The organism is Caulobacter sp. LjRoot300 (assembly GCF_964253875.1).
Taxonomy (GTDB): Bacteria; Pseudomonadota; Alphaproteobacteria; order Caulobacterales; family Caulobacteraceae; genus Caulobacter.
The window spans coordinates 78,118-95,694 of record NZ_CAXUSA020000001.1 but is presented as its reverse complement, the minus strand read 5'-3'; the positions used below and the strand labels follow the sequence as shown (position 1 = coordinate 95,694).

Sequence of the window (17,577 nt, the reverse complement as noted above, 5' to 3'; positions counted from 1 at the left end):
GGTGGTTTCGGCTTCGGCCCGGACCGCCCTAGCGTGAGAAGCGACCATGACGAAAGCCGCGAGCGGCGACACCAAGAGCACCCTCTACTGTTCTTTCTGCGGAAAGAGTCAGCATGAGGTGCGCAAGCTCATCGCCGGCCCGACGGTGTTCATCTGCGATGAATGCGTCGAACTCTGCATGGATATCATCCGTGAAGAGCACAAGATCGCCTTCGTGAAGTCCAAGGACGGCGTGCCGACGCCCCGCGAGATCTGCGAGGTTCTGGACGATTACGTCATCGGGCAAAATCACGCCAAGAAGGTGCTCGCGGTCGCGGTGCACAATCACTACAAGCGCCTGAACCACGCCTCGAAGAACAACGACGTCGAGCTGGCCAAGTCGAACATCCTGCTGGTCGGCCCGACCGGCACCGGCAAGACGCTGCTGGCCCAGACCCTGGCCCGAATCATCGACGTGCCGTTCACGATGGCCGACGCCACCACCCTGACCGAAGCCGGTTATGTGGGCGAAGACGTCGAGAACATCGTGCTGAAGCTGCTTCAGGCCGCTGACTACAATGTCGAGCGCGCCCAGCGCGGCATCGTCTATATCGACGAAATCGACAAGATCAGCCGCAAGTCCGACAACCCGTCGATCACCCGCGACGTGTCGGGCGAGGGCGTGCAGCAGGCCCTGCTGAAGATCATGGAAGGCACCGTCGCCTCCGTGCCGCCGCAAGGCGGGCGCAAGCATCCGCAGCAGGAATTCCTGCAGGTCGACACGACCAACATCCTGTTCATCTGCGGCGGGGCCTTCGCGGGCCTGGAGCGCATCATCTCGGCGCGCGGCCAGGGCAAGTCGATCGGCTTCGGCGCCAAGGTGGCGGATCCGGAAGAACGCCGCACGGGCGAGATCCTGCGGGGCGTCGAGCCCGACGACCTGCAGCGCTTCGGCCTGATCCCGGAATTCATCGGCCGCCTGCCGGTGATCGCCACTCTGGAGGATCTGGACGAGCCGGCCCTGGTGAAGATCCTGACCGAGCCGAAGAACGCCTTCGTCAAGCAGTACCAGCGCCTGTTCGAGATGGAGAACATCGGCCTGACCTTCACCGAGGACGCCCTGCACGGCGTGGCCAAGAAGGCCATCGCCCGCAAGACCGGCGCCCGCGGCCTGCGTTCGATCATGGAAGGCATACTGCTGGAGACCATGTTCGAGCTGCCCAACTACGAGGGTGTCGAGGAAGTGGTGGTCAACGCCGAGGTCGTCGAAGGCCGGGCCCAGCCGTTGCTGATCTACGCGGAAAAGAAGGGCGGGGCCGCTTCGGCCTAGCCCAGCGTCCAGCGCCGCTTGAAAAATCGGGCGCGTCCGGCTTGGCCGGGCGCGCCCTTTTCATCACACCAGACCTTATTGCGTGGTGGCGCTCGGCGGCCAGCGCGGGCGCCAAGCCAGCGGTCGCGGCAGGATTTGGGCGTCGCCGGCCTCCGGCCAGCACGGGTCGTGCATGGTGGAGCCGAGCAGGGGGCATGTCCGTTGCATCTTGGCCGCTCGACCGCGACGCGTCGCCGCTAGGAGGCGAGCACGCTTGAACCGTGTTGCAAAAGGTCCACATAAATAACGACCATCCGCTCAGTCCCGGGCGGACGGGCCGTACGACTCAGGCGCATCGTCTGGGTGACGGCGGCCCGCGTGGCCGAGCGCGAGTGCACGCGCCGGCCAGGAGTAGAAAGCATCATGTCTGAGATTCGTACGCTTCCTGTGCTGCCCCTGCGGGATATCGTTGTGTTCCCGCACATGGTGGTCCCGTTGTTCGTCGGGCGTGACAAGTCCGTTCGCGCCCTCGAAGAGGTGATGCGCGGCGGCAAGGAGATCCTTCTGGTCACCCAGAAGAACTCGGCCGACGACGATCCGGCGCCGGCCGACATCTACGATGTCGGCGTGCTGGCCACCGTCCTGCAATTGCTGAAACTGCCCGACGGCACCGTCAAGGTGCTGGTCGAGGGCAAGGGCCGCGCGGCCGTCGTGCGCTTCACCGATCAGGAGGCCTATTACGAGGCCCAGGTCGGCGAGGTGAACGAGGACCAGGGCGTGGGCCCCGAGGCCGAGGCCCTGTCGCGCGCCGTGGTCGAGCAGTTCGAGAACTACGTCAAACTGAACAAGAAGGTGCCGCCCGAGGCCCTGGCCTCGATCCCGCAGATCGCCGAGCCCGGCAAGCTGGCCGACAGCATTTCGGCCCATCTGTCGGTCAAGATCGGCGACAAGCAGCACCTGCTGGAAATCTTCGACGTCGTGAAGCGCCTGGAAAAGGTCTTCGCCCTGATGGAGGGCGAGATCTCGGTGCTGCAGGTCGAGAAGAAGATCCGCTCGCGCGTGAAGCGCCAGATGGAGAAGACCCAGCGCGAATATTACCTGAACGAGCAGATGAAGGCGATCCAGCGCGAGCTGGGCGACCCCGACGATCAGCGCGACGAGCTGATCGAGCTCGAAAAGCGCATCAAGAAGACAAAGCTCTCCAAGGAAGCCCGCACCAAGGCCGAGGGCGAGCTGAAGAAGCTACGCAACATGAGCCCGATGTCGGCCGAAAGCACCGTGGTCCGCAACTATCTGGACTGGATGCTGTCGATTCCCTGGGGCAAGGCCAAGACCAAGAAGATCGACCTGGTCGAGGCCGAGGCGGTGCTCGAGGAGGACCACTACGGCCTGGAGAAGGTCAAGGAGCGCATCCTTGAGTACCTGGCCGTCCAGGCGCGCACCAACTCGCTGAAGGGCCCGATCCTGTGCCTGGTCGGCCCTCCGGGCGTCGGCAAGACCTCGCTGGGCCGTTCGCTGGCCAAGGCGACGGGTCGCGAATTCGCCCGCATCTCGCTGGGCGGCGTGCGCGACGAGGCCGAGATCCGCGGTCACCGCCGCACCTATATCGGCTCGATGCCCGGCAAGATCATCCAGACCATGAAGAAGGCCAAGACCACCAACGCCTTCGTCCTGCTGGACGAGATCGACAAGATGGGCAGCGACTATCGCGGCGACCCGTCCTCGGCCCTGCTCGAGGTGCTGGACCCGGCACAGAACTCGACCTTCGGCGACCACTATCTGGAGGTCGACTACGACCTGTCCCAGGTGATGTTTGTCACCACGGCCAACAGCCTCAACATGCCCCAGCCGCTGCTGGACCGCATGGAGATCATCCGCATCCCCGGCTACACCGAGGACGAGAAGGTCGAGATCGCCAAGCGCCACGTCCTGCCCAAGCAGATGAAGGACCATGGCCTGAAGTCGTCCGAATTCGTGGTGCCCGAAAAGGCCATCCGCGACCTGATCCGCTACTACACCCGGGAAGCCGGCGTGCGGTCGCTGGAGCGGGAACTGGGCGCCCTGGCGCGCAAGACCGTGCGGGACCTGGCGCGCGAGAAGCTGACCTCGATCACGATCGACGACGAGCGCCTGGCCAAGTATGCGGGCGTCAAGAAGTACCGCTACGGCGAGACCGACGAGATCGATCAGGTCGGCATCGTCACCGGCCTGGCCTGGACGGAGTTCGGCGGCGACATCCTGACCATCGAAGCCGTGAAGATGCCGGGCAAGGGCCGCATGACGGTCACCGGCAACCTCAAGGAGGTGATGAAGGAGTCGATCTCGGCGGCCAACAGCTACGTCCGCTCGCGGGCCGTGCAGTTCGGCATCAAGCCGCCGGCGTTCGAGAAGACCGACGTCCACGTGCACGTTCCGGACGGCGCCACGCCCAAGGACGGCCCGTCGGCCGGCAGCGCCATGGCCCTGGCCATCGTCTCGGTGCTGACCGGCGTCCCGATCCGCAAGGACATCGCCATGACCGGCGAGATCACCCTGCGCGGCCGGGTCACGGCGATCGGCGGCCTGAAGGAAAAGCTGCTGGCGGCCCTGCGCTCGGGCGTGAAGACGGTGCTGATCCCTCAGGAGAACGAGAAGGATCTGGCGGATGTCCCGCAGAGCGTGAAGGACGGCCTGGAGATCATCCCGGTGTCGACCTTCGACGAAGTGCTGAAACATGCCTTGATCGGCCCGCTCACGCCCATCGAATGGCGTGAGGAGGACGAGCCGATTGCTGCGACTGCGAAGGTGGAAGACGGCGACAGCGACGCTGTTCTGACCCACTAATAGTAACTTATCGTTGATAACTTGGGCGGTGCGGAGGTTTTCCGCGCCGCCTTCGTTTGACGGGCCGTCTGAACCCCGCATACTCCCGGTCGAGCGAAGCGGCGTGAGCTCTAGCCAGCGCCGCCGCTTTCATGCTGGGAGAAGACCATGACCACAAAGGCCGAACTCGTCACGGCGATCGCCGAAAAGGCGGGCATCAACAAGAACCAGGCTAAGGACGCTCTCGAGGCTTTCATCGACGCCGTCACCAGTTCGCTGAAGTCAGGCGAAGACGTGCGCCTGGTCGGCTTCGGCACGTTCAAGGCGGTCGCTCGGGCCGCGGGCACCGCGCGCAATCCGCGCACCGGCGAGACCGTGAACCGTCCGGCGTCCAAAACCGCCCGGTTCCAGGTCGGCGAAGGTCTGAAGACCACGCTGAACGGCTGATCCAGTACCCAGATTTCAAGGGCGGGGCGCCACGACGGCGTCCCGCCTTTTCTATGCAGGACTTTTCCGGGCGGACGGGGTATCTCCCACATCCTCGTCCGCTTGGGCTCGTCCGTCTTGGCTGCGTCCGCCTCGAACAGACGGGCCTGAAAGGTCCTGAGGGCGGTTAGCTCAGCGGTAGAGCGTCTCGTTTACACCGAGAGGGTCGGGGGTTCGATCCCCTCACCGCCCACCATCATCAGCACTATCAGCACCAGGGTTCGACCGGCGATAGATTGTCGCCGTCGTCCCCGCACGGATCGGGCATGGCCGCCGAACCCGCCGACATCACCGTCACCCGCCTGGCTTGGACCGACCGCCTTGTCGACGTGGTGGAGACGCCCAAGGGGCGCCTGAGCATCACCCTGGGCCTGGGCTCGGGCCTGGCGCGGCGGGCCGGCGACCCGCCGGGCGTCGTCTGGGTGATCGGGGATCGTGGTCCTAACATCAAGATCGCGGCGGCGGTCGAGGATCACGGCCTGGCGCCGCTGTCCGGCCTGGCCGGGCTCGACGGGGCCAAGATCATGCCGCGCCCGGCGATCGGGCCGATGCTGGCCCAGCTTCGGGTCGAGGCCGACAGGGTCGTCTGTCTCCAGTTGCTGCCGCTGCGCGACGCGACAGGCGTGGCCTTCGACGGCCTGCCGGGACCCGGCGGCGATCTGGCGGCGATGGAGCCCGCCTTCGACCTGTCGGGCGCCGCGCTGGCGCCCAGCCTGTCCGGCGGCGACACCGAGGGGATTGCGGCCTTGGCCGACGGGACTTTCCGGGTGGCCGACGAGTACGGCCCTTCGATCCTGGTGGTGGGCGCCGATGGCGTGGTCGTGGCGCGCTGGGTCCCGAAAGGCGAGGGCGCGGCTCTGGCCGGCGCGGCCTATCGCGTGGAGGAGGTGTTGCCGGCCCTGTCCGCCCGCCGGCGCCTGAACCGGGGCTTCGAGGCCCTGGCCCTGTCGTCGGACGAGACGCGGCTGCACGTGATCCTGCAAAGCCCGCTGGCGCCTGAAGACGAGGTCGCGGCCGAAGGGCGTGGCCGCGCCCGCCTATGGACGCTGGACGCCCGGACCGGCGCGCCGCTCGCCGAGCATTTCTATCCGTTCGACGCGCCGGAGACGTTCCGGCGCGACGCCGCGGCCGGGCCGGTGGGGCCGGAGGACCTGAAGATTTCCGAGGCCGTGTCGCTGGGCGGCGACCAACTGCTGATCCTGGAGCGGATCTCGCGGACCTCGAAGCTCTATCGCGTGACGCTGGACGCGCCGGTCCTGACCAAGACCCTGGTGCTGTCGACCGACGACTGGCCGCGGATCGAGGCCGACCTGGAAGGCATGGCCCTGCTGTCGGAGCGGGATCTTCTGCTCAGCACCGACAACGACTTCGGGGTCGAGGGCCGGGAGACGGCGTTCTTCAGGGTCAGCTTCACCGCCCCGCTCGCCGACAATGGGCCGATGGTGGGCGGAACGGGAACACCATGGTGAAGACCCTGGATCGCCGGGCGCTGAACCGGGCGCTGCTGGCGCGCCAGCACCTGTCGCGGCGCGCAGACATCTCCGTGCCGGAGGCGCTGGAGCGGCTGATCGCCCTGCAGGCCCAGTCCGTCCAGGCGCCGTATTTCGCGCTCTGGACCCGGCTGCAGGCCTTCGCGCCGCAAGACCTGTCCGAACGGCTGGAAGACTTCAGCCTGGCGCGCGGCACGCTGATGCGCGGCACCCTGCACATCGCCGCCGCCGAGGACTTCGCGGCGATCCGGCCGCTGATCCAGCGAGGCCTGGACCGGTTCCTGACCGAAGGCGGCGTTTACGGCCGGGCCTTGGCCGGGTTGGACCAGGCAGAGATCACGGCGGCGGCGCGAGAGTTGCTGCGACAGGAACCGCTGACCACCGCCGAGCTTCGCGACGCCCTGGCGGCGCGCTGGCCGGGGCGCGATCCGCAGGCCCTGGCGATGGCGGCCCGCATTCACCTGCCGATGCTGCAACTGCCGCCGCGCGGCCTGTGGGGGCGGAGCGGCCAGCCGACGCTGGCAGCGATGGAGGATCGGCTGGCCGCGCCCAAGCCCAGTTTAACGCTGGCCGACCTCGTGCGGCGCTATCTGGCGGCGTTCGGACCGGCCAGCGTGGCCGACGCCCAGACCTGGCTGGGCCTCAGCCGCCTGGCGGCCACGTTCGAGTCGCTCCGGCCGTCCCTGGCGGCCTTCCAGGGCGAGGACGGAGTGGAACTGTTCGACCTTCCCGAAGCGGAGCGGCCGCCTGGCGATGCCGAGACGCCCGTGCGGTTCCTCGGCGAGTTCGACAACGTGCTGCTGGCCCACGAGGACCGGAGCCGGATCATGTCGGCGGATCACAAGCGCCGGCTCTACACGCCCAACGGCATCCTGCGCGCCGCCGTGCTGGTCGACGGCTTCACGGCGGGGCGCTGGCGCATCGAGGACGGCAAGGCCGCGTCGATCCTGCACGTCGACCTGTTCGCCAAGCCGACCAAGGCCGTCGCCAGGGCCCTGGCGGACGAGGGCGAACGCCTGCTGGCCTTCGCCGCCAAGCATGCCGGCGGCGAGGTCCGGATCCAGATCGCCGACGCCTAAGGCGCCAGCGCCTCGAGCGCCGCCGCCGCGCTGTGGGCGGCCTCGTCGGCGCGGATCGCCGCCCCCAGGGCCTCGGCGGCGGCCTTGAAGGCCGGCTCGTCCAGCAGGCGGCGCATGGCGGCGGCGATCTGGTCGGGACCGGCGTCGGCCGGCAGGTTCAGGCCGGCGCCGCGATGGGCGACGCGGGCGGCGTTGTCGTGCTGGTCGCGGCCCATCGGCAGGCACAGCAGCGGAACCCCGGCCATCAGCGGCCGCAGAGTCGAACCGTGGCCGGCATGGGTGACGAACAGAGCCGCCTCCTTCAGCAACTCGCCGTGCGGAGCGCTGCGGACGACGGCGACATTGTCCGGGGCCGCGAACTCGGCCGGATCGATGGTCGGGCCGGTGGTGACCACGCCGCGCACGGGCAACTGGCCCAGGGCGACGAGGATCGCGCGCAGCACCGGCTCCTGCGCCTGGTAGAGGCTGGAGAACGACACCACGACCAGCGGCGCGTCGCCGGACGGCGCCGGGAACGGCTCGACCCAGGCCGGATCGGCCAGATAGGGGCCCACGTGGGCGAAGGGCGCGGGCAGGGGCTCGGGGGCAAAGTCGAAGGCCTTGCTGGTCGCCAGCAGGATGGCCCTGGCCACGTCCATCTGCGCGAACAGATCGTCCAGCGGCGACAGGCCCAGCGCCGCCCGGGCGGCGTTCAGGTCGGGCAGGCCGGCCTGGAAGAAGCCGCGGCCCATCTGGCCGACCATGGCGTGCATGGCCCGCTCCTCGTCGCTGGTCGCCGGCGGCATGCCGGCCCCGAATGGCGGCGCGCCGGGCATCGTCGGCAGCGACCAGATGTTGGCGGTCAGCAAGGCCAGGGGGAGCCCCCGGGCCTCCGCCGCCGCCATCGAGCCCAGCAGCAGCTCCTGCGACACCACCACGTCCGGCGCGAAGGCGTCGATCGCGGCCAGGGTATCGTTGGCGTAGGCGAGGGCGGGGCCGGCCATCACCCGCTCGAGCAGGCGCTGGATCACCGCCAGCGGGTTGTCGGCCTCGTGGTCCTTCAGCCGGTCGTCGTCGCGGGTCTTGCCGACCTGGAAGGGCGCGGTCGTCCAGGCGCGGAACGGGACGTCCAGAGCGGCGGCGTCGGGCGCGTTGCACGGGTCGCTCAGCGCCAGCACGGCATGGCCGCGGGCCGCCAGGTCGCGGGCGACCAGCAGCATGGGCTGCACGTGGCCGCCGCCTTCCCAGGTGGTGAACAGATAACGCGCCATCAGGGACCCTCGACCGTCTTTGCGTCGCCTGCCTACGCGGTCCGAACGAGCCTTGCCATAAGCGATCAAAGTGATATCACTTTGTAATCAACTCTGGAGGACGCCATGTCCGACGCGCCGAACATCAATCGCTCGACCGAACGCGCCTATGGCGGGATCGGCGGCGGGCTGTCGCTGATCTCGCTTCCGGTGATGCTGGCCGCCGCCGTCTGGGCCTTCTCGACGGGCGGCGTCGCCGGTCCCGTCGTCGGCGCGGTGCTGATCGTGCTTTTCCTGCTGACCAGCTGCGGCTTCTATGCGCTGCAGCCCAACGAAGCCTATGTCGTCACCCTGTTCGGCGCCTATGTCGGCACCGATCGGCGGACCGGCCTGCGCTGGGTGCTGCCCTGGTACGGCCGCAAGAAGATCAGCCTGCGAGTGCGCAACGTCACCAGCGAGACGCTGAAGGTCAACGACAAGCGCGGCAACCCGGTCGAGATCGCCGCCAACATCGTCTGGCGGGTGTCCGACACCGCTCAGGCCCTGTTCGACGTCGACGACTACGTGGCCTTCGTGCACATCCAGATCGAGACGGCGCTTCGCGAGACGGCCTCGCACTACGCCTACGACCACGACGACAGCGGCGAACCGACCCTGCGGTCCGACGCCGACCATGTGAGCGAGCGCCTGCGGACCGACCTGCGGGGCCGCACCGCCGTGGCCGGCGTGTCGATCGACGAGACGCACCTGATGCACCTGGCCTATGCGCCGGAGATCGCCGGCTCGATGCTCAAGCGCCAGCAGGCCGAGGCCGTGCTGGCCGCCCGCCGCACGATCGTCGCCGGCGCCGTCGGCATGGTCGAGAACGCCCTGCAGCAGCTCAGCGAGCGGGAAGTCGTCGTCCTGGACGACGAGCGCAAGGCGGCGATGGTCTCCAACCTGCTGGTGGTGCTGTGCGCCGATCGCGAGGCTCAGCCCGTGGTCAACACCGGCACGCTGTACGGCTGATCCGTTGGCCGCGTCTCCACCCGATGCGTCGAAAGGCGGGCGCCGCGCGTTCCTGATGCGCGTGCGTCCAGAGGTCTTGGCCGCCGTCGAAACCCTGGCGGCGGCCGAACTGCGCAGCGTCAACGCCCAGGTCGAAATGCTCCTGCGCGAGGCGCTATCGCGGCGCGGCGCGTTGCGGGCGCTGGACACCGCTCCAGCTTCGGAGGAACCTCCGCCCCCGTGAGTGTCTTAAGGCTCTGCGACCGTGTCGGCGGGAGCGGCTGACAAGCGAGGTTCCGGCGTGATGGATTTGAGGTTTGATCCGCTCTCGGCGTTCAACGAGGCAGAAGAACCCCTGTTCAAGGCGGTCCGGCCTGACGGAAAGCCGGTCAGGCTGGTCGACACGACCATGCTCTACGCGCCCCGCAGCGGCGGGGTTCGGCGCTATCTGAACTCCAAGAGGACCTGGATCGCGGCGAATCGGCCGCTGGTTCGCCACACGCTGGTCGTGCCCGGCCCGCGCGACGCGCACGACGGCCACGGACGGGTTTCGATCTATGCGGCGCCGCTGCCGTTCGGCGACGGCTATCGCTGGCCCGTGGTCAAGAACGCCTGGATGGAGCGACTGATTCGTCAGCGCCCGGACATCATCGAGGCGGGCGACCCGTATACGCCGGGCCTGGCGGCCCTGAAGGCGGGGGACGCGCTGGGCGTGCCGGTGGTCGGTTTCTGCCACACGGACCTGGGCGCCCTGGCGGCGCTGCACATCGGCGAATGGGCCGAAAAGCCGGTGCAGAAGCGGTGGGCGGCGATCTACCGCCAGTTCGATCAGGCCGTGGCCCCCAGCCAGTTCATCGCTGGGCGGCTGATCGAGGCGGGCGTCAAGAACGCCATCGGCCTGCCGCTGGGCGTCGACACCGACATCTTCAATCCCGGCCGCGGCGACCGCGAGGCCCTGCGCCGCCGTCTGGGACTGACCAGCCGCCATCGGATCCTGGTGTTCGCCGGCCGTCCGGCCCGGGAGAAGAGGCTGGACGTGCTGGTCGAGGCGGTCGAGCGCCTGGGCGATCCCTATGTGCTGCTGTTCGTCGGGGCGGGCGCCGGGGCGCCGTCCAGCGACCGGGTGATCTGCATGGACTACCAGCGCGACCCGCAGGGGCTGGCGGCGGTGCTGGCCGGTTGCGACGCCTTTGTCCACGCCAACGACAACGAGCCGTTCGGCCTGATCGTGCTGGAGGCCATGGCTTGCGGCCTGCCGGTGATCGGCGTGGCGGCCGGCGGCGTGGCCGAATCCGTGGATGAGACCGTCGGCGCCCTGGCCACGGCCTCGGAGGCCCGCGCCTTCGCCGAGGCGGTCGAGTCGGTGTTCGCGCGCGACGTATCGGCCCTGGGCCGCGCCGCCCGCCACCGCGCCGAGCAACGACACGGCTGGGACCCCGTGTTCCGCAAGCTGTCGGCGATCTACGGCCGGCTCACCGGCTGCGCTGCGTTCGAGGGGACGATCCAGCCCGCGGCCGAACGGGTCGGCTGGGCTTAGAGCCTGTCGGGATCAGATGAGATCATCTGATCCCGACAGGCTTTATATTCGAACATTTGGGGCGCATTTTGGGGCGAAGCCGCTGACGTTTTCGCCCAACGCGCTCTAGGCGGCGGCCTGGATCAGTTCGCCGCGCACCTTGGCCAGGATCTCGTAGGACCGTCGCCGGGCGGCGTGGTCGTAGATCTGCGAAGCGGCCATCAGCTCGTCGGCGCCGGTGGCGTCCAGCACGTTCTGGATCTTGGCGCGGACCGTGTCGGGCCCGCCGATCGCCGAATAGCGGAAGGTGTGGTCCAGGCCGGCGATCTCGGCGTCCGAGGCCACGTCGCGGATGTCGTCGACCGGCGGCGGCAGGAGGCCGGGATTGCCGCGTCGCAGGGCCACGAACTGCTGCTGGCTGGAGGTGGACAGGCGGCGCGCCTCGTCGTCGGTGTCGGCCGCGCAGACCCCGATGCAGACCAGCACATAGGGCTGGGCCAGCGCTTCTGACGGCTTGAAGGTGCGGCGATAGACGGCGATCGCCTCCATCAGTTGGTCGGGCGCGAAGTGGGCGGCGAAGGCGAAGGGCAGGCCCAGGGCCGCGGCCAGTTGGGCGCTGTAGGTGCTGGAGCCCAGCAGCCACAGCGGCACGTCCTGGCCTTCGCCCGGCACGGCGCGCACCGATTGGCCCGGCTGGGCCGGCTGGAACCAGCCCTGCAACTCGACGACGTCCTGAGCGAAGCTGTCGACCGCGCCCATGTAGCGGCGCAGGGCCCGCATGGTCGCCTGGTCCGTGCCCGGCGCGCGGCCCAGGCCCAGGTCGATCCGGCCGGGATGGAGCGCGGCCAGGGTGCCGAACGCCTCGGCCACCATCAGCGGCGCGTGGTTGGGCAACATGATCCCGCCCGAGCCGACCCTGATCGTCGAGGTGCCGGCCGCTACGTGGCCGATGACCACGGCGGTCGCGGCGCTGGCGATTCCCGGCATGTTGTGGTGTTCAGCCAGCCAGTAGCGGTGATAGCCGAGCCGTTCGACGTGGCGGGCCAGGTCCAGGCTGTTCTGGAGGGCCTGGCCGACACTGGTTCCTTGCGGAACGGGGGCCAGGTCGAGGACGGAAAAGGGCAGGGGACGAGCGTGCGACATGCACGCTAGATCGGAACGCGGGGCGCGAACCTCAAGACGATCGGTTCGTTCTAGCCGCGCCGCCGGGATCGGTGCAGGAATCGTCGTGGATCGCCGGGCCCCCGGGGCGACCAGGAACGGAGACCGCCATGGCGCTGAAATGCACTCATCTGGACCAGATCCAGGACGTGACGCCCGGAACGGCCGGCTGCGAGGAGTGCCTGAAGACAGGTGATTCCTGGCTGCACCTGCGGCTCTGCCGAACCTGCGGGCATGTCGGCTGCTGCGACCAGTCGAAAAACAAGCACGCCACCAAGCATTTCAAGGCCACCGGCCACCCGATCATCGAGGGCTACGACCCGCCGGAGGGCTGGGGCTGGTGCTATGTCGACGAGGAGTTCTTCGAGTTCGATGCGCCGACTCCGCACCCCGGACCGATTCCACGATTCTATTGAGGCGTGGCGAACGCCGCGCCCGAAAGGGGCTTGGTCGGATGGTGGGGAAAAGGGGAAGTGGCGCGAATGACGGGACTTGAACCCGCGACCTCCGGCGTGACAGGCCGGCGCTCTAACCAACTGAGCTACATCCGCGTCGGGCGCGAACCAATGTCCGGCGCGGTCGTTCCATAGGCTGGCCTGGCGGTGGGAAGCAGCCAACTTCTGGGAAGGTGGCGCGAATGACGGGACTTGAACCCGCGACCTCCGGCGTGACAGGCCGGCGCTCTAACCAACTGAGCTACATCCGCATCAGGCTCCGCCGAAGCGAAGTGCGACCCGCCGTGCGGCGAGGGGCGTCTGATATGTCGCGCCGATGTGCGTGTCAACGGCCATGTCGCGGAAGCTGTGAGTGAATGCCAGTTGCGACCGTTTCTCAATGTGTCCGAGGCGTTTGAAGCGCTGGCGACACTGAGCTACAACCCGCTCGATTCAAGCCAAGGGCTGTCATGAACGCCTTCCTTCTCCAGTATCTGCCGATCGTGATCTTCCTAGGGATCGCGGCGGTCATCGGCATCGCCTTCATCCTTGCCGCCGCGGTGCTCGCCCCCAGGGCGCCGGACCCGGAAAAGCTGTCCGCCTACGAATGCGGCTTCAATGCTTTCGACGACGCGCGCATGAAGTTCGACGTCCGGTTCTACCTGGTCTCGATCCTGTTCATCATCTTCGACCTGGAAGTGGCCTTCCTGTTTCCGTGGGCCGTTTCGCTGATGAAGCTGCCGCACGACGTGGCCGCCTTCGCCTTCTGGTCGATGTTGGTCTTCCTGGGCGTTCTGACCGTCGGCTTCATCTACGAATGGAAGAAGGGCGCCCTCGAATGGGAGTGATCGTTCCCCCCACCGGCGCGGCTCCGAGCTCGCCCCTGGTTCCCGCCGGCTCGGCCGCGCGGTCGACGGTGCAGGGCTATGACCCCAAGCTGCACGACCCCTATTTCGACGGCCTGTCGGGCCAGCTGGCCGACAAGGGCTTCGTCACGGCCGCCGCCGACGACCTGATCACCTGGGCCCGCACCGGCAGCCTGATGTGGATGACGTTCGGCCTGGCCTGTTGCGCCGTCGAGATGATGCACTCGGCCATGCCGCGCTACGACCTGGAGCGCTACGGCTTCGCGCCGCGCGCCAGCCCGCGCCAGTCGGACGTGATGATCGTCGCCGGCACCCTGACCAACAAGATGGCTCCGGCTCTGCGCAAGGTCTACGACCAGATGCCCGAGCCCCGCTACGTCATCTCGATGGGCAGCTGCGCCAACGGCGGTGGCTACTACTATTACAGCTACAGCGTCGTGCGCGGCTGCGACCGGATCGTGCCGATCGACATCTACGTGCCGGGCTGCCCGCCCACCGCCGAGGCCCTGGTCTACGGCGTGCTGCAACTGCAGAAGAAGATCCGTCGCACGGGGACGATCGAGCGATGACCGACGTTGTCACCACCGAAGGGGTCGCCGAGCCGGTCCTGTCGCCGCTGGAAGCCCTGGGCCAGGCGATCGTCGCCAACTCGGCCGGCGCGATCACCGCGTTCCACGTGGCGTTCGGCGAGCTGAACCTGCTGGGTCCGTCCAACCGGGTGGTCCAGGCCCTGACCTATCTGCGCGACCACCCCGACTATCGCTTCCATCAACTGGTGGACCTGACGGGCGTCGACTATCCGGAGCGCGAGCGTCGGTTCGACGTGGTCTATCACCTGCTGTCGCTGGTGAAGAACCATCGCGTGCGGTTCAAGGTCCAGACCGACGAGGACACCGCCGTTCCCAGCGCGACGCCGGTGTTCCCGGTGGCCGACTGGTTCGAGCGCGAAGCCTTCGACATGTACGGCATCTTCTTCGACGGCCACCCTGACCTGCGGCGAATCCTGACCGACTACGGCTTCCACGGCCATCCGCTGCGGAAGGACTTCCCGATGACGGGCTATGTCGAGGTCCGCTACGACGACGAGCTGAAGCGCGTGGTCTACGAGCCCGTGAAGATCACCGAGTTCCGCGCCTTCGACTTCCTGTCCCCTTGGGAGGGCGCCAAGTACGCCCTGCCGGGCGACGAGAAGGCCGAGAAGCGGGCAGGGGACGCGTAAGAGTCATGACTGGTTCCAATTCCCCCGCCGCCTCGACCGATTTCTTCCACGACGCGCCGTCGCTGCCGGCCGTGCCGGAAACCCCGGTGCGCAAGTTCAACATCAACTTCGGCCCGCAACACCCGGCCGCGCACGGCGTGCTGCGCCTGGTGCTGGAGCTGGACGGCGAGATCGTCGAGCGCGTCGATCCGCACATCGGCCTGCTGCATCGCGGCACCGAGAAGCTAATGGAGGCGCGCACCTACCTCCAGAACATCCCGTATTTCGACCGCCTCGACTACGTGGCGCCGATGAACCAGGAACACGCGTTCTGCCTGGCCATCGAGAAGCTGCTGGGCGTGGACGTGCCCAGGCGCGGCAGCCTGATCCGGGTGCTGTTCTGCGAGATCGGCCGGGTGCTGAACCACCTGCTGAACGTGACGACCCAGGCCATGGACGTCGGCGCCCTGACGCCGCCGCTCTGGGGCTTCGAGGAGCGCGAGAAGCTGATGGTGTTCTACGAGCGCGCTTCGGGCGCTCGCCTGCACGCCAACTACTTCCGCCCGGGCGGCGTCCACCAGGACCTGACCCCGTCGCTGATCGACGACATCGAAAAGTGGGCCAAAGGCTTCCCGAAGATCTGCGACGATATCGAGGGCCTGATCACCGACAACCGCATCTTCAAGCAGCGCAACGTCGACATCGGCGTGGTCAGCAAGGAAGACGCCCTGGCCTGGGGCTTCTCGGGCGTGATGGTGCGCGGCTCGGGCATCGCCTGGGATCTGCGCCGCAACCAGCCCTACGAGTGCTACAACGAGTTCGAGTTCGACATCCCGCTGGGCAAGAACGGCGACTGCTACGATCGCTATCTGTGCCGCATGCAGGAGATGCGCGAGTCGACCAGGATCATCCTGCAGGCCATCGAAAAGCTGCGCGCCACGCCCGGCCCGGTGCTGACCGAGGACAACAAGGTCAGCCCGCCGCGCCGCGCCGAGATGAAGCGGTCGATGGAAGCCCTGATCCACCACTTCAAGCTCTACACCGAAGGCTTCCGCACGCCGGAAGGCGAGGTCTACGCCGCCGTCGAGGCGCCCAAGGGCGAGTTCGGCGTCTATGTGGTCAGCGACGGCACCAACAAGCCGTACCGCTGCAAGATCAAGGCTCCGGGCTTCTCGCACCTGGCGGCCATGGACTGGATGAACCGCGGCCACATGCTGGCCGACGTTTCGGCGATCCTGGGATCGCTCGACATCGTGTTCGGCGAGGTCGACCGGTGAGTCTCGAAGTCATCGCCCTCGAAAAAGTGGCCCAGGCTCAGCTGGACGCCTACAACGCCCAGGACCTGGACGCCCACTGCGCCCACTTCACCGACGACGTCGTGGTCGCCGGCCTGAACGGCGAGGTGGCGCGCACGGGCATCCAGGCCTATCGCGCCTGGTACGCGGCCGCCTTCGCGCAGTTCCCGAACAACAAGGCCAAGCTTCTCAATCGCATCGTGGTGGGCGCCAACGTGATCGATCACGAGCACGTCGACCGCGGCAACGGCGAGCCGCCGTTCCAGGTCGCCGCCATCTACACCTTCAGGGGCGACAAGATCGCCCGCGTGGATTTCGCACGATGAGTGTTCGTCGCCTCGCCAAGGAACAGCCCGCTAGCTTCGCCTTTTCGAAGGACAGCCAGGCCAAGGCCGACTGGTGGATCGCCAAGTACCCCGCCGAGCGCAAGCAGTCGGCTGTGATCCCCATGCTGTGGCTGGCCCAGAAGCAGGAAGGCTGGGTCTCCGAGCCCGCCATCCAGGAGATCGCCCGCCAACTGCAGATGCCGGTCATCCGCGTGCTGGAGGTCGCCACCTTCTACGTGATGTTCCAGCTGCAGCCGGTCGGCAAGGTCGCCTTCGTCCAGCTGTGCGGCACCACGCCGTGCCAGCTGCGCGGCGCGCTGGACCTGAAGGCGGTGCTGAAGGCCAAGATCGGCGAGGCCAACGCGGTTTCGGCCGACGGCAAGTTCAGCTGGGAAGAGGTCGAGTGCCTGGGCGCCTGCTGCAACGCGCCGATGGCCGCCATCAACGACTACTATTACGAGGACCTGACGCCGGAGAGCCTGGCCAAGATCCTGGACGACTTCGCCGCCGGCAAGTCGCCCCAACCGGGCAGCTACGAAGGCCGCGGCGCGTCGGAGCCGAAGGGGGCGATCCAAACCCTGACGGATCCGAAGCTGTACGACGGCTCTCTGGCCAAGAAGATCAAGATCCCGAACCTGCCCGAAAAGCCGAAGAAAGCCCCGAAGACGGAGCCGGCGGCCTGATGAACCAGCTTTCGCCCCAGCCGAACCTTGTGAAGACGAGAGCCTTCCAGCTCGCGCTCGTCTTCAACTGGGCGTGCATGGGCGCTGGGGTGTGGACGTACCTGAGGTTCAATCAGGAACTTCCCTTCGTGCTGATCATCCTGCTGGGCGGGATGCCCATGCTTTTCGTGATCCTGCGCTACACCGCACGGATCAAGGCCGAGAGAGCGGCCGCCGCCAAGTCCAACCCGAAGATCGTCGAATGAATCCCGCCGACGCCATCCAGAAGAAGCGCCTGACCACGATGTTCGCCATCGACGTGGTCTGCTTCGTGCTGGCCGGCGCGGCGGTCATAGGCTACGTCGCGGCCGATATCGGCTGGCTGGCGCCGGTGTTCATCGGCGCGATCGCCGTCGGCCTGGGCGCGCAGATCTGGTTCATCCTGGGCTGGATGAAGGCCGCCAAGCGGGACGGGGAGGGCAAGGCGTCGTGACCGATGATCCCCAGCTCCTCGCCAAGCGCGTGGCCTATGTGAAGACCGTTCGGGGTCTTTACCGCAACGAGCGCATCGCCGGCCTGGTCGGCTCTCTGGTCGGGGCCCTGCTCCTGATCTGGGGCCGGATGGGTCAGGGCGCGCCCGCCTGGGCCGTTCCTGTCGCTTTCCTGGTGATAGGCGCCGCCTGGTCGCTTTTCGCCTATGTCATCATTCGTCGGACGCGCTATGTGCGCGCCCATCCATTCGATCCGCAAAGCTGAGT

At 67.7% G+C, this 17,577-nt stretch carries 20 protein-coding genes and 3 tRNA genes; 19 read left to right on the top strand and 4 right to left on the bottom strand.

The features are described 5' to 3' along the window. Positions 1-46 precede the first annotated feature (46 nt). The 6 genes from clpX (at position 47) to ACSQ2G_RS00490 (ending at position 7,145) form a co-directional block, all read left to right on the top strand. Positions 47-1,309: an ATP-dependent Clp protease ATP-binding subunit ClpX gene (gene clpX / locus ACSQ2G_RS00515; RefSeq protein ID WP_436027382.1), complete on the top strand. Its 1,263-nt coding sequence runs from the start codon at positions 47-49 to the stop codon at positions 1,307-1,309. A gap of 402 nt (positions 1,310-1,711) precedes the next feature. Continuing rightward, the gene (lon, locus tag ACSQ2G_RS00510) at positions 1,712-4,111 is read left to right on the top strand and encodes an endopeptidase La (protein ID WP_436027380.1); all 2,400 of its coding nucleotides are present in this window, start codon (positions 1,712-1,714) and stop codon (positions 4,109-4,111) included. Positions 4,112-4,258: 147 nt separating this feature from the next. Beyond that, positions 4,259-4,537 (top strand): HU family DNA-binding protein, encoded by a 279-nt coding sequence (locus ACSQ2G_RS00505; protein ID WP_028037652.1) that lies wholly within the window; start codon positions 4,259-4,261, stop codon positions 4,535-4,537. Between the two features lie 160 nt (positions 4,538-4,697). Further along, positions 4,698-4,772, top strand: a tRNA-Val gene (locus ACSQ2G_RS00500). Positions 4,773-4,842: 70 nt separating this feature from the next. Beyond that, positions 4,843-6,045: an esterase-like activity of phytase family protein gene (locus tag ACSQ2G_RS00495; protein ID WP_436027378.1), complete on the top strand. Its 1,203-nt coding sequence runs from the start codon at positions 4,843-4,845 to the stop codon at positions 6,043-6,045. Next, on the top strand, positions 6,039-7,145 hold the full coding sequence (locus ACSQ2G_RS00490; protein ID WP_436027376.1) for a winged helix DNA-binding domain-containing protein: 1,107 nt from the start codon (positions 6,039-6,041) through the stop codon (positions 7,143-7,145). Before ACSQ2G_RS00495 ends, ACSQ2G_RS00490 begins: the two co-directional genes overlap by 7 nt. Here ACSQ2G_RS00490 and ACSQ2G_RS00485 read toward each other — a convergent pair. Next, entirely contained in the window at positions 7,142-8,395 is a 1,254-nt protein-coding gene (locus ACSQ2G_RS00485) for a glycosyltransferase (protein WP_436027374.1), read from the bottom strand. The genes ACSQ2G_RS00490 and ACSQ2G_RS00485 overlap by 4 nt on opposite strands. A 105-nt stretch (positions 8,396-8,500) precedes the next feature. Here ACSQ2G_RS00485 and ACSQ2G_RS00480 point away from each other — a divergent pair, with 105 nt between their 5' ends. Genes ACSQ2G_RS00480 through ACSQ2G_RS00470 form a run of 3 tightly spaced genes read left to right on the top strand, consistent with a single transcriptional unit; the run spans position 8,501 to position 10,898 of the window. After that, positions 8,501-9,382, top strand: coding sequence for an SPFH domain-containing protein (locus ACSQ2G_RS00480; protein ID WP_436027372.1), 882 nt, complete (start codon positions 8,501-8,503; stop codon positions 9,380-9,382). Positions 9,383-9,437: 55 nt separating this feature from the next. Continuing rightward, on the top strand, positions 9,438-9,605 hold the full coding sequence (locus ACSQ2G_RS00475) for a hypothetical protein (RefSeq protein WP_436027371.1): 168 nt from the start codon (positions 9,438-9,440) through the stop codon (positions 9,603-9,605). 60 nt (positions 9,606-9,665) lie between these two features. Next, on the top strand, positions 9,666-10,898 hold the full coding sequence (locus tag ACSQ2G_RS00470; RefSeq protein WP_436027369.1) for a glycosyltransferase family 4 protein: 1,233 nt from the start codon (positions 9,666-9,668) through the stop codon (positions 10,896-10,898). A gap of 105 nt (positions 10,899-11,003) precedes the next feature. On the opposite strand, the gene ACSQ2G_RS00465 is transcribed toward ACSQ2G_RS00470, so the two are convergent. Then, positions 11,004-12,020: an LLM class flavin-dependent oxidoreductase gene (locus ACSQ2G_RS00465; protein WP_436027367.1), complete on the bottom strand. Its 1,017-nt coding sequence runs from the start codon at positions 12,018-12,020 to the stop codon at positions 11,004-11,006. Positions 12,021-12,148: 128 nt separating this feature from the next. Here ACSQ2G_RS00465 and ACSQ2G_RS00460 point away from each other — a divergent pair, with 128 nt between their 5' ends. Further along, a complete protein-coding gene (locus ACSQ2G_RS00460) occupies positions 12,149-12,454 on the top strand; it encodes a UBP-type zinc finger domain-containing protein (protein WP_436027365.1) in 306 nt (101 codons plus the stop codon). Positions 12,455-12,512: 58 nt separating this feature from the next. On the opposite strand, the gene ACSQ2G_RS00455 is transcribed toward ACSQ2G_RS00460, so the two are convergent. Further along, a tRNA-Asp gene (locus ACSQ2G_RS00455) sits at positions 12,513-12,589 on the bottom strand. A gap of 78 nt (positions 12,590-12,667) precedes the next feature. After that, positions 12,668-12,744, bottom strand: a tRNA-Asp gene (locus ACSQ2G_RS00450). 198 nt (positions 12,745-12,942) lie between these two features. Between ACSQ2G_RS00450 and ACSQ2G_RS00445 the strand changes: the two genes are divergently transcribed. From ACSQ2G_RS00445 to ACSQ2G_RS00405, 9 genes are read left to right on the top strand one after another with little or no spacing between them, the layout of a single operon-like run. Further along, positions 12,943-13,320, top strand: coding sequence for an NADH-quinone oxidoreductase subunit A (locus ACSQ2G_RS00445; RefSeq protein WP_436027363.1), 378 nt, complete (start codon positions 12,943-12,945; stop codon positions 13,318-13,320). Then, a complete protein-coding gene (locus ACSQ2G_RS00440; protein ID WP_436027361.1) occupies positions 13,290-13,907 on the top strand; it encodes a NuoB/complex I 20 kDa subunit family protein in 618 nt (205 codons plus the stop codon). Before ACSQ2G_RS00445 ends, ACSQ2G_RS00440 begins: the two co-directional genes overlap by 31 nt. After that, complete coding sequence (locus ACSQ2G_RS00435) at positions 13,904-14,557, top strand: NADH-quinone oxidoreductase subunit C (RefSeq protein ID WP_436027359.1); 654 nt, start codon at positions 13,904-13,906, stop codon at positions 14,555-14,557. The genes ACSQ2G_RS00440 and ACSQ2G_RS00435 overlap by 4 nt, the downstream gene beginning before the upstream one ends. A 5-nt stretch (positions 14,558-14,562) precedes the next feature. Next, positions 14,563-15,813, top strand: a complete 1,251-nt coding sequence (locus tag ACSQ2G_RS00430) for an NADH-quinone oxidoreductase subunit D (protein ID WP_310081406.1) — start codon at positions 14,563-14,565, stop codon at positions 15,811-15,813. Positions 15,814-15,824: 11 nt separating this feature from the next. Then, entirely contained in the window at positions 15,825-16,157 is a 333-nt protein-coding gene (locus tag ACSQ2G_RS00425; RefSeq protein WP_436028888.1) for a nuclear transport factor 2 family protein, read from the top strand. Next, positions 16,154-16,840 carry an NADH-quinone oxidoreductase subunit NuoE gene (gene nuoE, locus ACSQ2G_RS00420; RefSeq protein ID WP_436027357.1) on the top strand — a complete coding sequence of 229 codons (687 nt, stop codon included), beginning with the start codon at positions 16,154-16,156 and terminating at the stop codon, positions 16,838-16,840. Before ACSQ2G_RS00425 ends, nuoE begins: the two co-directional genes overlap by 4 nt. Continuing rightward, positions 16,840-17,085, top strand: coding sequence for a hypothetical protein (locus ACSQ2G_RS00415; RefSeq protein WP_436027355.1), 246 nt, complete (start codon positions 16,840-16,842; stop codon positions 17,083-17,085). The genes nuoE and ACSQ2G_RS00415 overlap by 1 nt, the downstream gene beginning before the upstream one ends. Next, the gene (locus ACSQ2G_RS00410) at positions 17,082-17,312 is read left to right on the top strand and encodes a hypothetical protein (RefSeq protein ID WP_436027353.1); all 231 of its coding nucleotides are present in this window, start codon (positions 17,082-17,084) and stop codon (positions 17,310-17,312) included. Before ACSQ2G_RS00415 ends, ACSQ2G_RS00410 begins: the two co-directional genes overlap by 4 nt. Beyond that, a complete protein-coding gene (locus ACSQ2G_RS00405) occupies positions 17,309-17,575 on the top strand; it encodes a hypothetical protein (RefSeq protein ID WP_436027351.1) in 267 nt (88 codons plus the stop codon). Before ACSQ2G_RS00410 ends, ACSQ2G_RS00405 begins: the two co-directional genes overlap by 4 nt. Positions 17,576-17,577: the final 2 nt, after the last annotated feature.

Excerpts from the sequence above, each read along its gene's own strand:
- clpX (WP_436027382.1), top strand. The coding sequence starts at position 47 with ATGACGAAAGCCGCGAGCGGCGACACCAAGAGCACCCTCTACTGTTCT.
- nuoE (WP_436027357.1), top strand. The coding sequence starts at position 16,154 with ATGAGTGTTCGTCGCCTCGCCAAGGAACAGCCCGCTAGCTTCGCCTTT.
- ACSQ2G_RS00460 (WP_436027365.1), top strand. The coding sequence starts at position 12,149 with ATGGCGCTGAAATGCACTCATCTGGACCAGATCCAGGACGTGACGCCC.
- ACSQ2G_RS00470 (WP_436027369.1), top strand. The coding sequence starts at position 9,666 with ATGGATTTGAGGTTTGATCCGCTCTCGGCGTTCAACGAGGCAGAAGAA.
- ACSQ2G_RS00505 (WP_028037652.1), top strand. The coding sequence starts at position 4,259 with ATGACCACAAAGGCCGAACTCGTCACGGCGATCGCCGAAAAGGCGGGC.
- ACSQ2G_RS00485 (WP_436027374.1), bottom strand. The coding sequence starts at position 8,395 with ATGGCGCGTTATCTGTTCACCACCTGGGAAGGCGGCGGCCACGTGCAG.
- ACSQ2G_RS00475 (WP_436027371.1), top strand. The coding sequence starts at position 9,438 with ATGCGCGTGCGTCCAGAGGTCTTGGCCGCCGTCGAAACCCTGGCGGCG.
- ACSQ2G_RS00445 (WP_436027363.1), top strand. The coding sequence starts at position 12,943 with ATGAACGCCTTCCTTCTCCAGTATCTGCCGATCGTGATCTTCCTAGGG.
- ACSQ2G_RS00490 (WP_436027376.1), top strand. The coding sequence starts at position 6,039 with ATGGTGAAGACCCTGGATCGCCGGGCGCTGAACCGGGCGCTGCTGGCG.
- ACSQ2G_RS00410 (WP_436027353.1), top strand. The coding sequence starts at position 17,082 with ATGAATCCCGCCGACGCCATCCAGAAGAAGCGCCTGACCACGATGTTC.
- ACSQ2G_RS00430 (WP_310081406.1), top strand. The coding sequence starts at position 14,563 with ATGACTGGTTCCAATTCCCCCGCCGCCTCGACCGATTTCTTCCACGAC.
- ACSQ2G_RS00480 (WP_436027372.1), top strand. The coding sequence starts at position 8,501 with ATGTCCGACGCGCCGAACATCAATCGCTCGACCGAACGCGCCTATGGC.
- ACSQ2G_RS00495 (WP_436027378.1), top strand. The coding sequence starts at position 4,843 with ATGGCCGCCGAACCCGCCGACATCACCGTCACCCGCCTGGCTTGGACC.
- ACSQ2G_RS00465 (WP_436027367.1), bottom strand. The coding sequence starts at position 12,020 with ATGTCGCACGCTCGTCCCCTGCCCTTTTCCGTCCTCGACCTGGCCCCC.
- lon (WP_436027380.1), top strand. The coding sequence starts at position 1,712 with ATGTCTGAGATTCGTACGCTTCCTGTGCTGCCCCTGCGGGATATCGTT.
- ACSQ2G_RS00440 (WP_436027361.1), top strand. The coding sequence starts at position 13,290 with ATGGAAGAAGGGCGCCCTCGAATGGGAGTGATCGTTCCCCCCACCGGC.
- ACSQ2G_RS00435 (WP_436027359.1), top strand. The coding sequence starts at position 13,904 with ATGACCGACGTTGTCACCACCGAAGGGGTCGCCGAGCCGGTCCTGTCG.
- ACSQ2G_RS00415 (WP_436027355.1), top strand. The coding sequence starts at position 16,840 with ATGAACCAGCTTTCGCCCCAGCCGAACCTTGTGAAGACGAGAGCCTTC.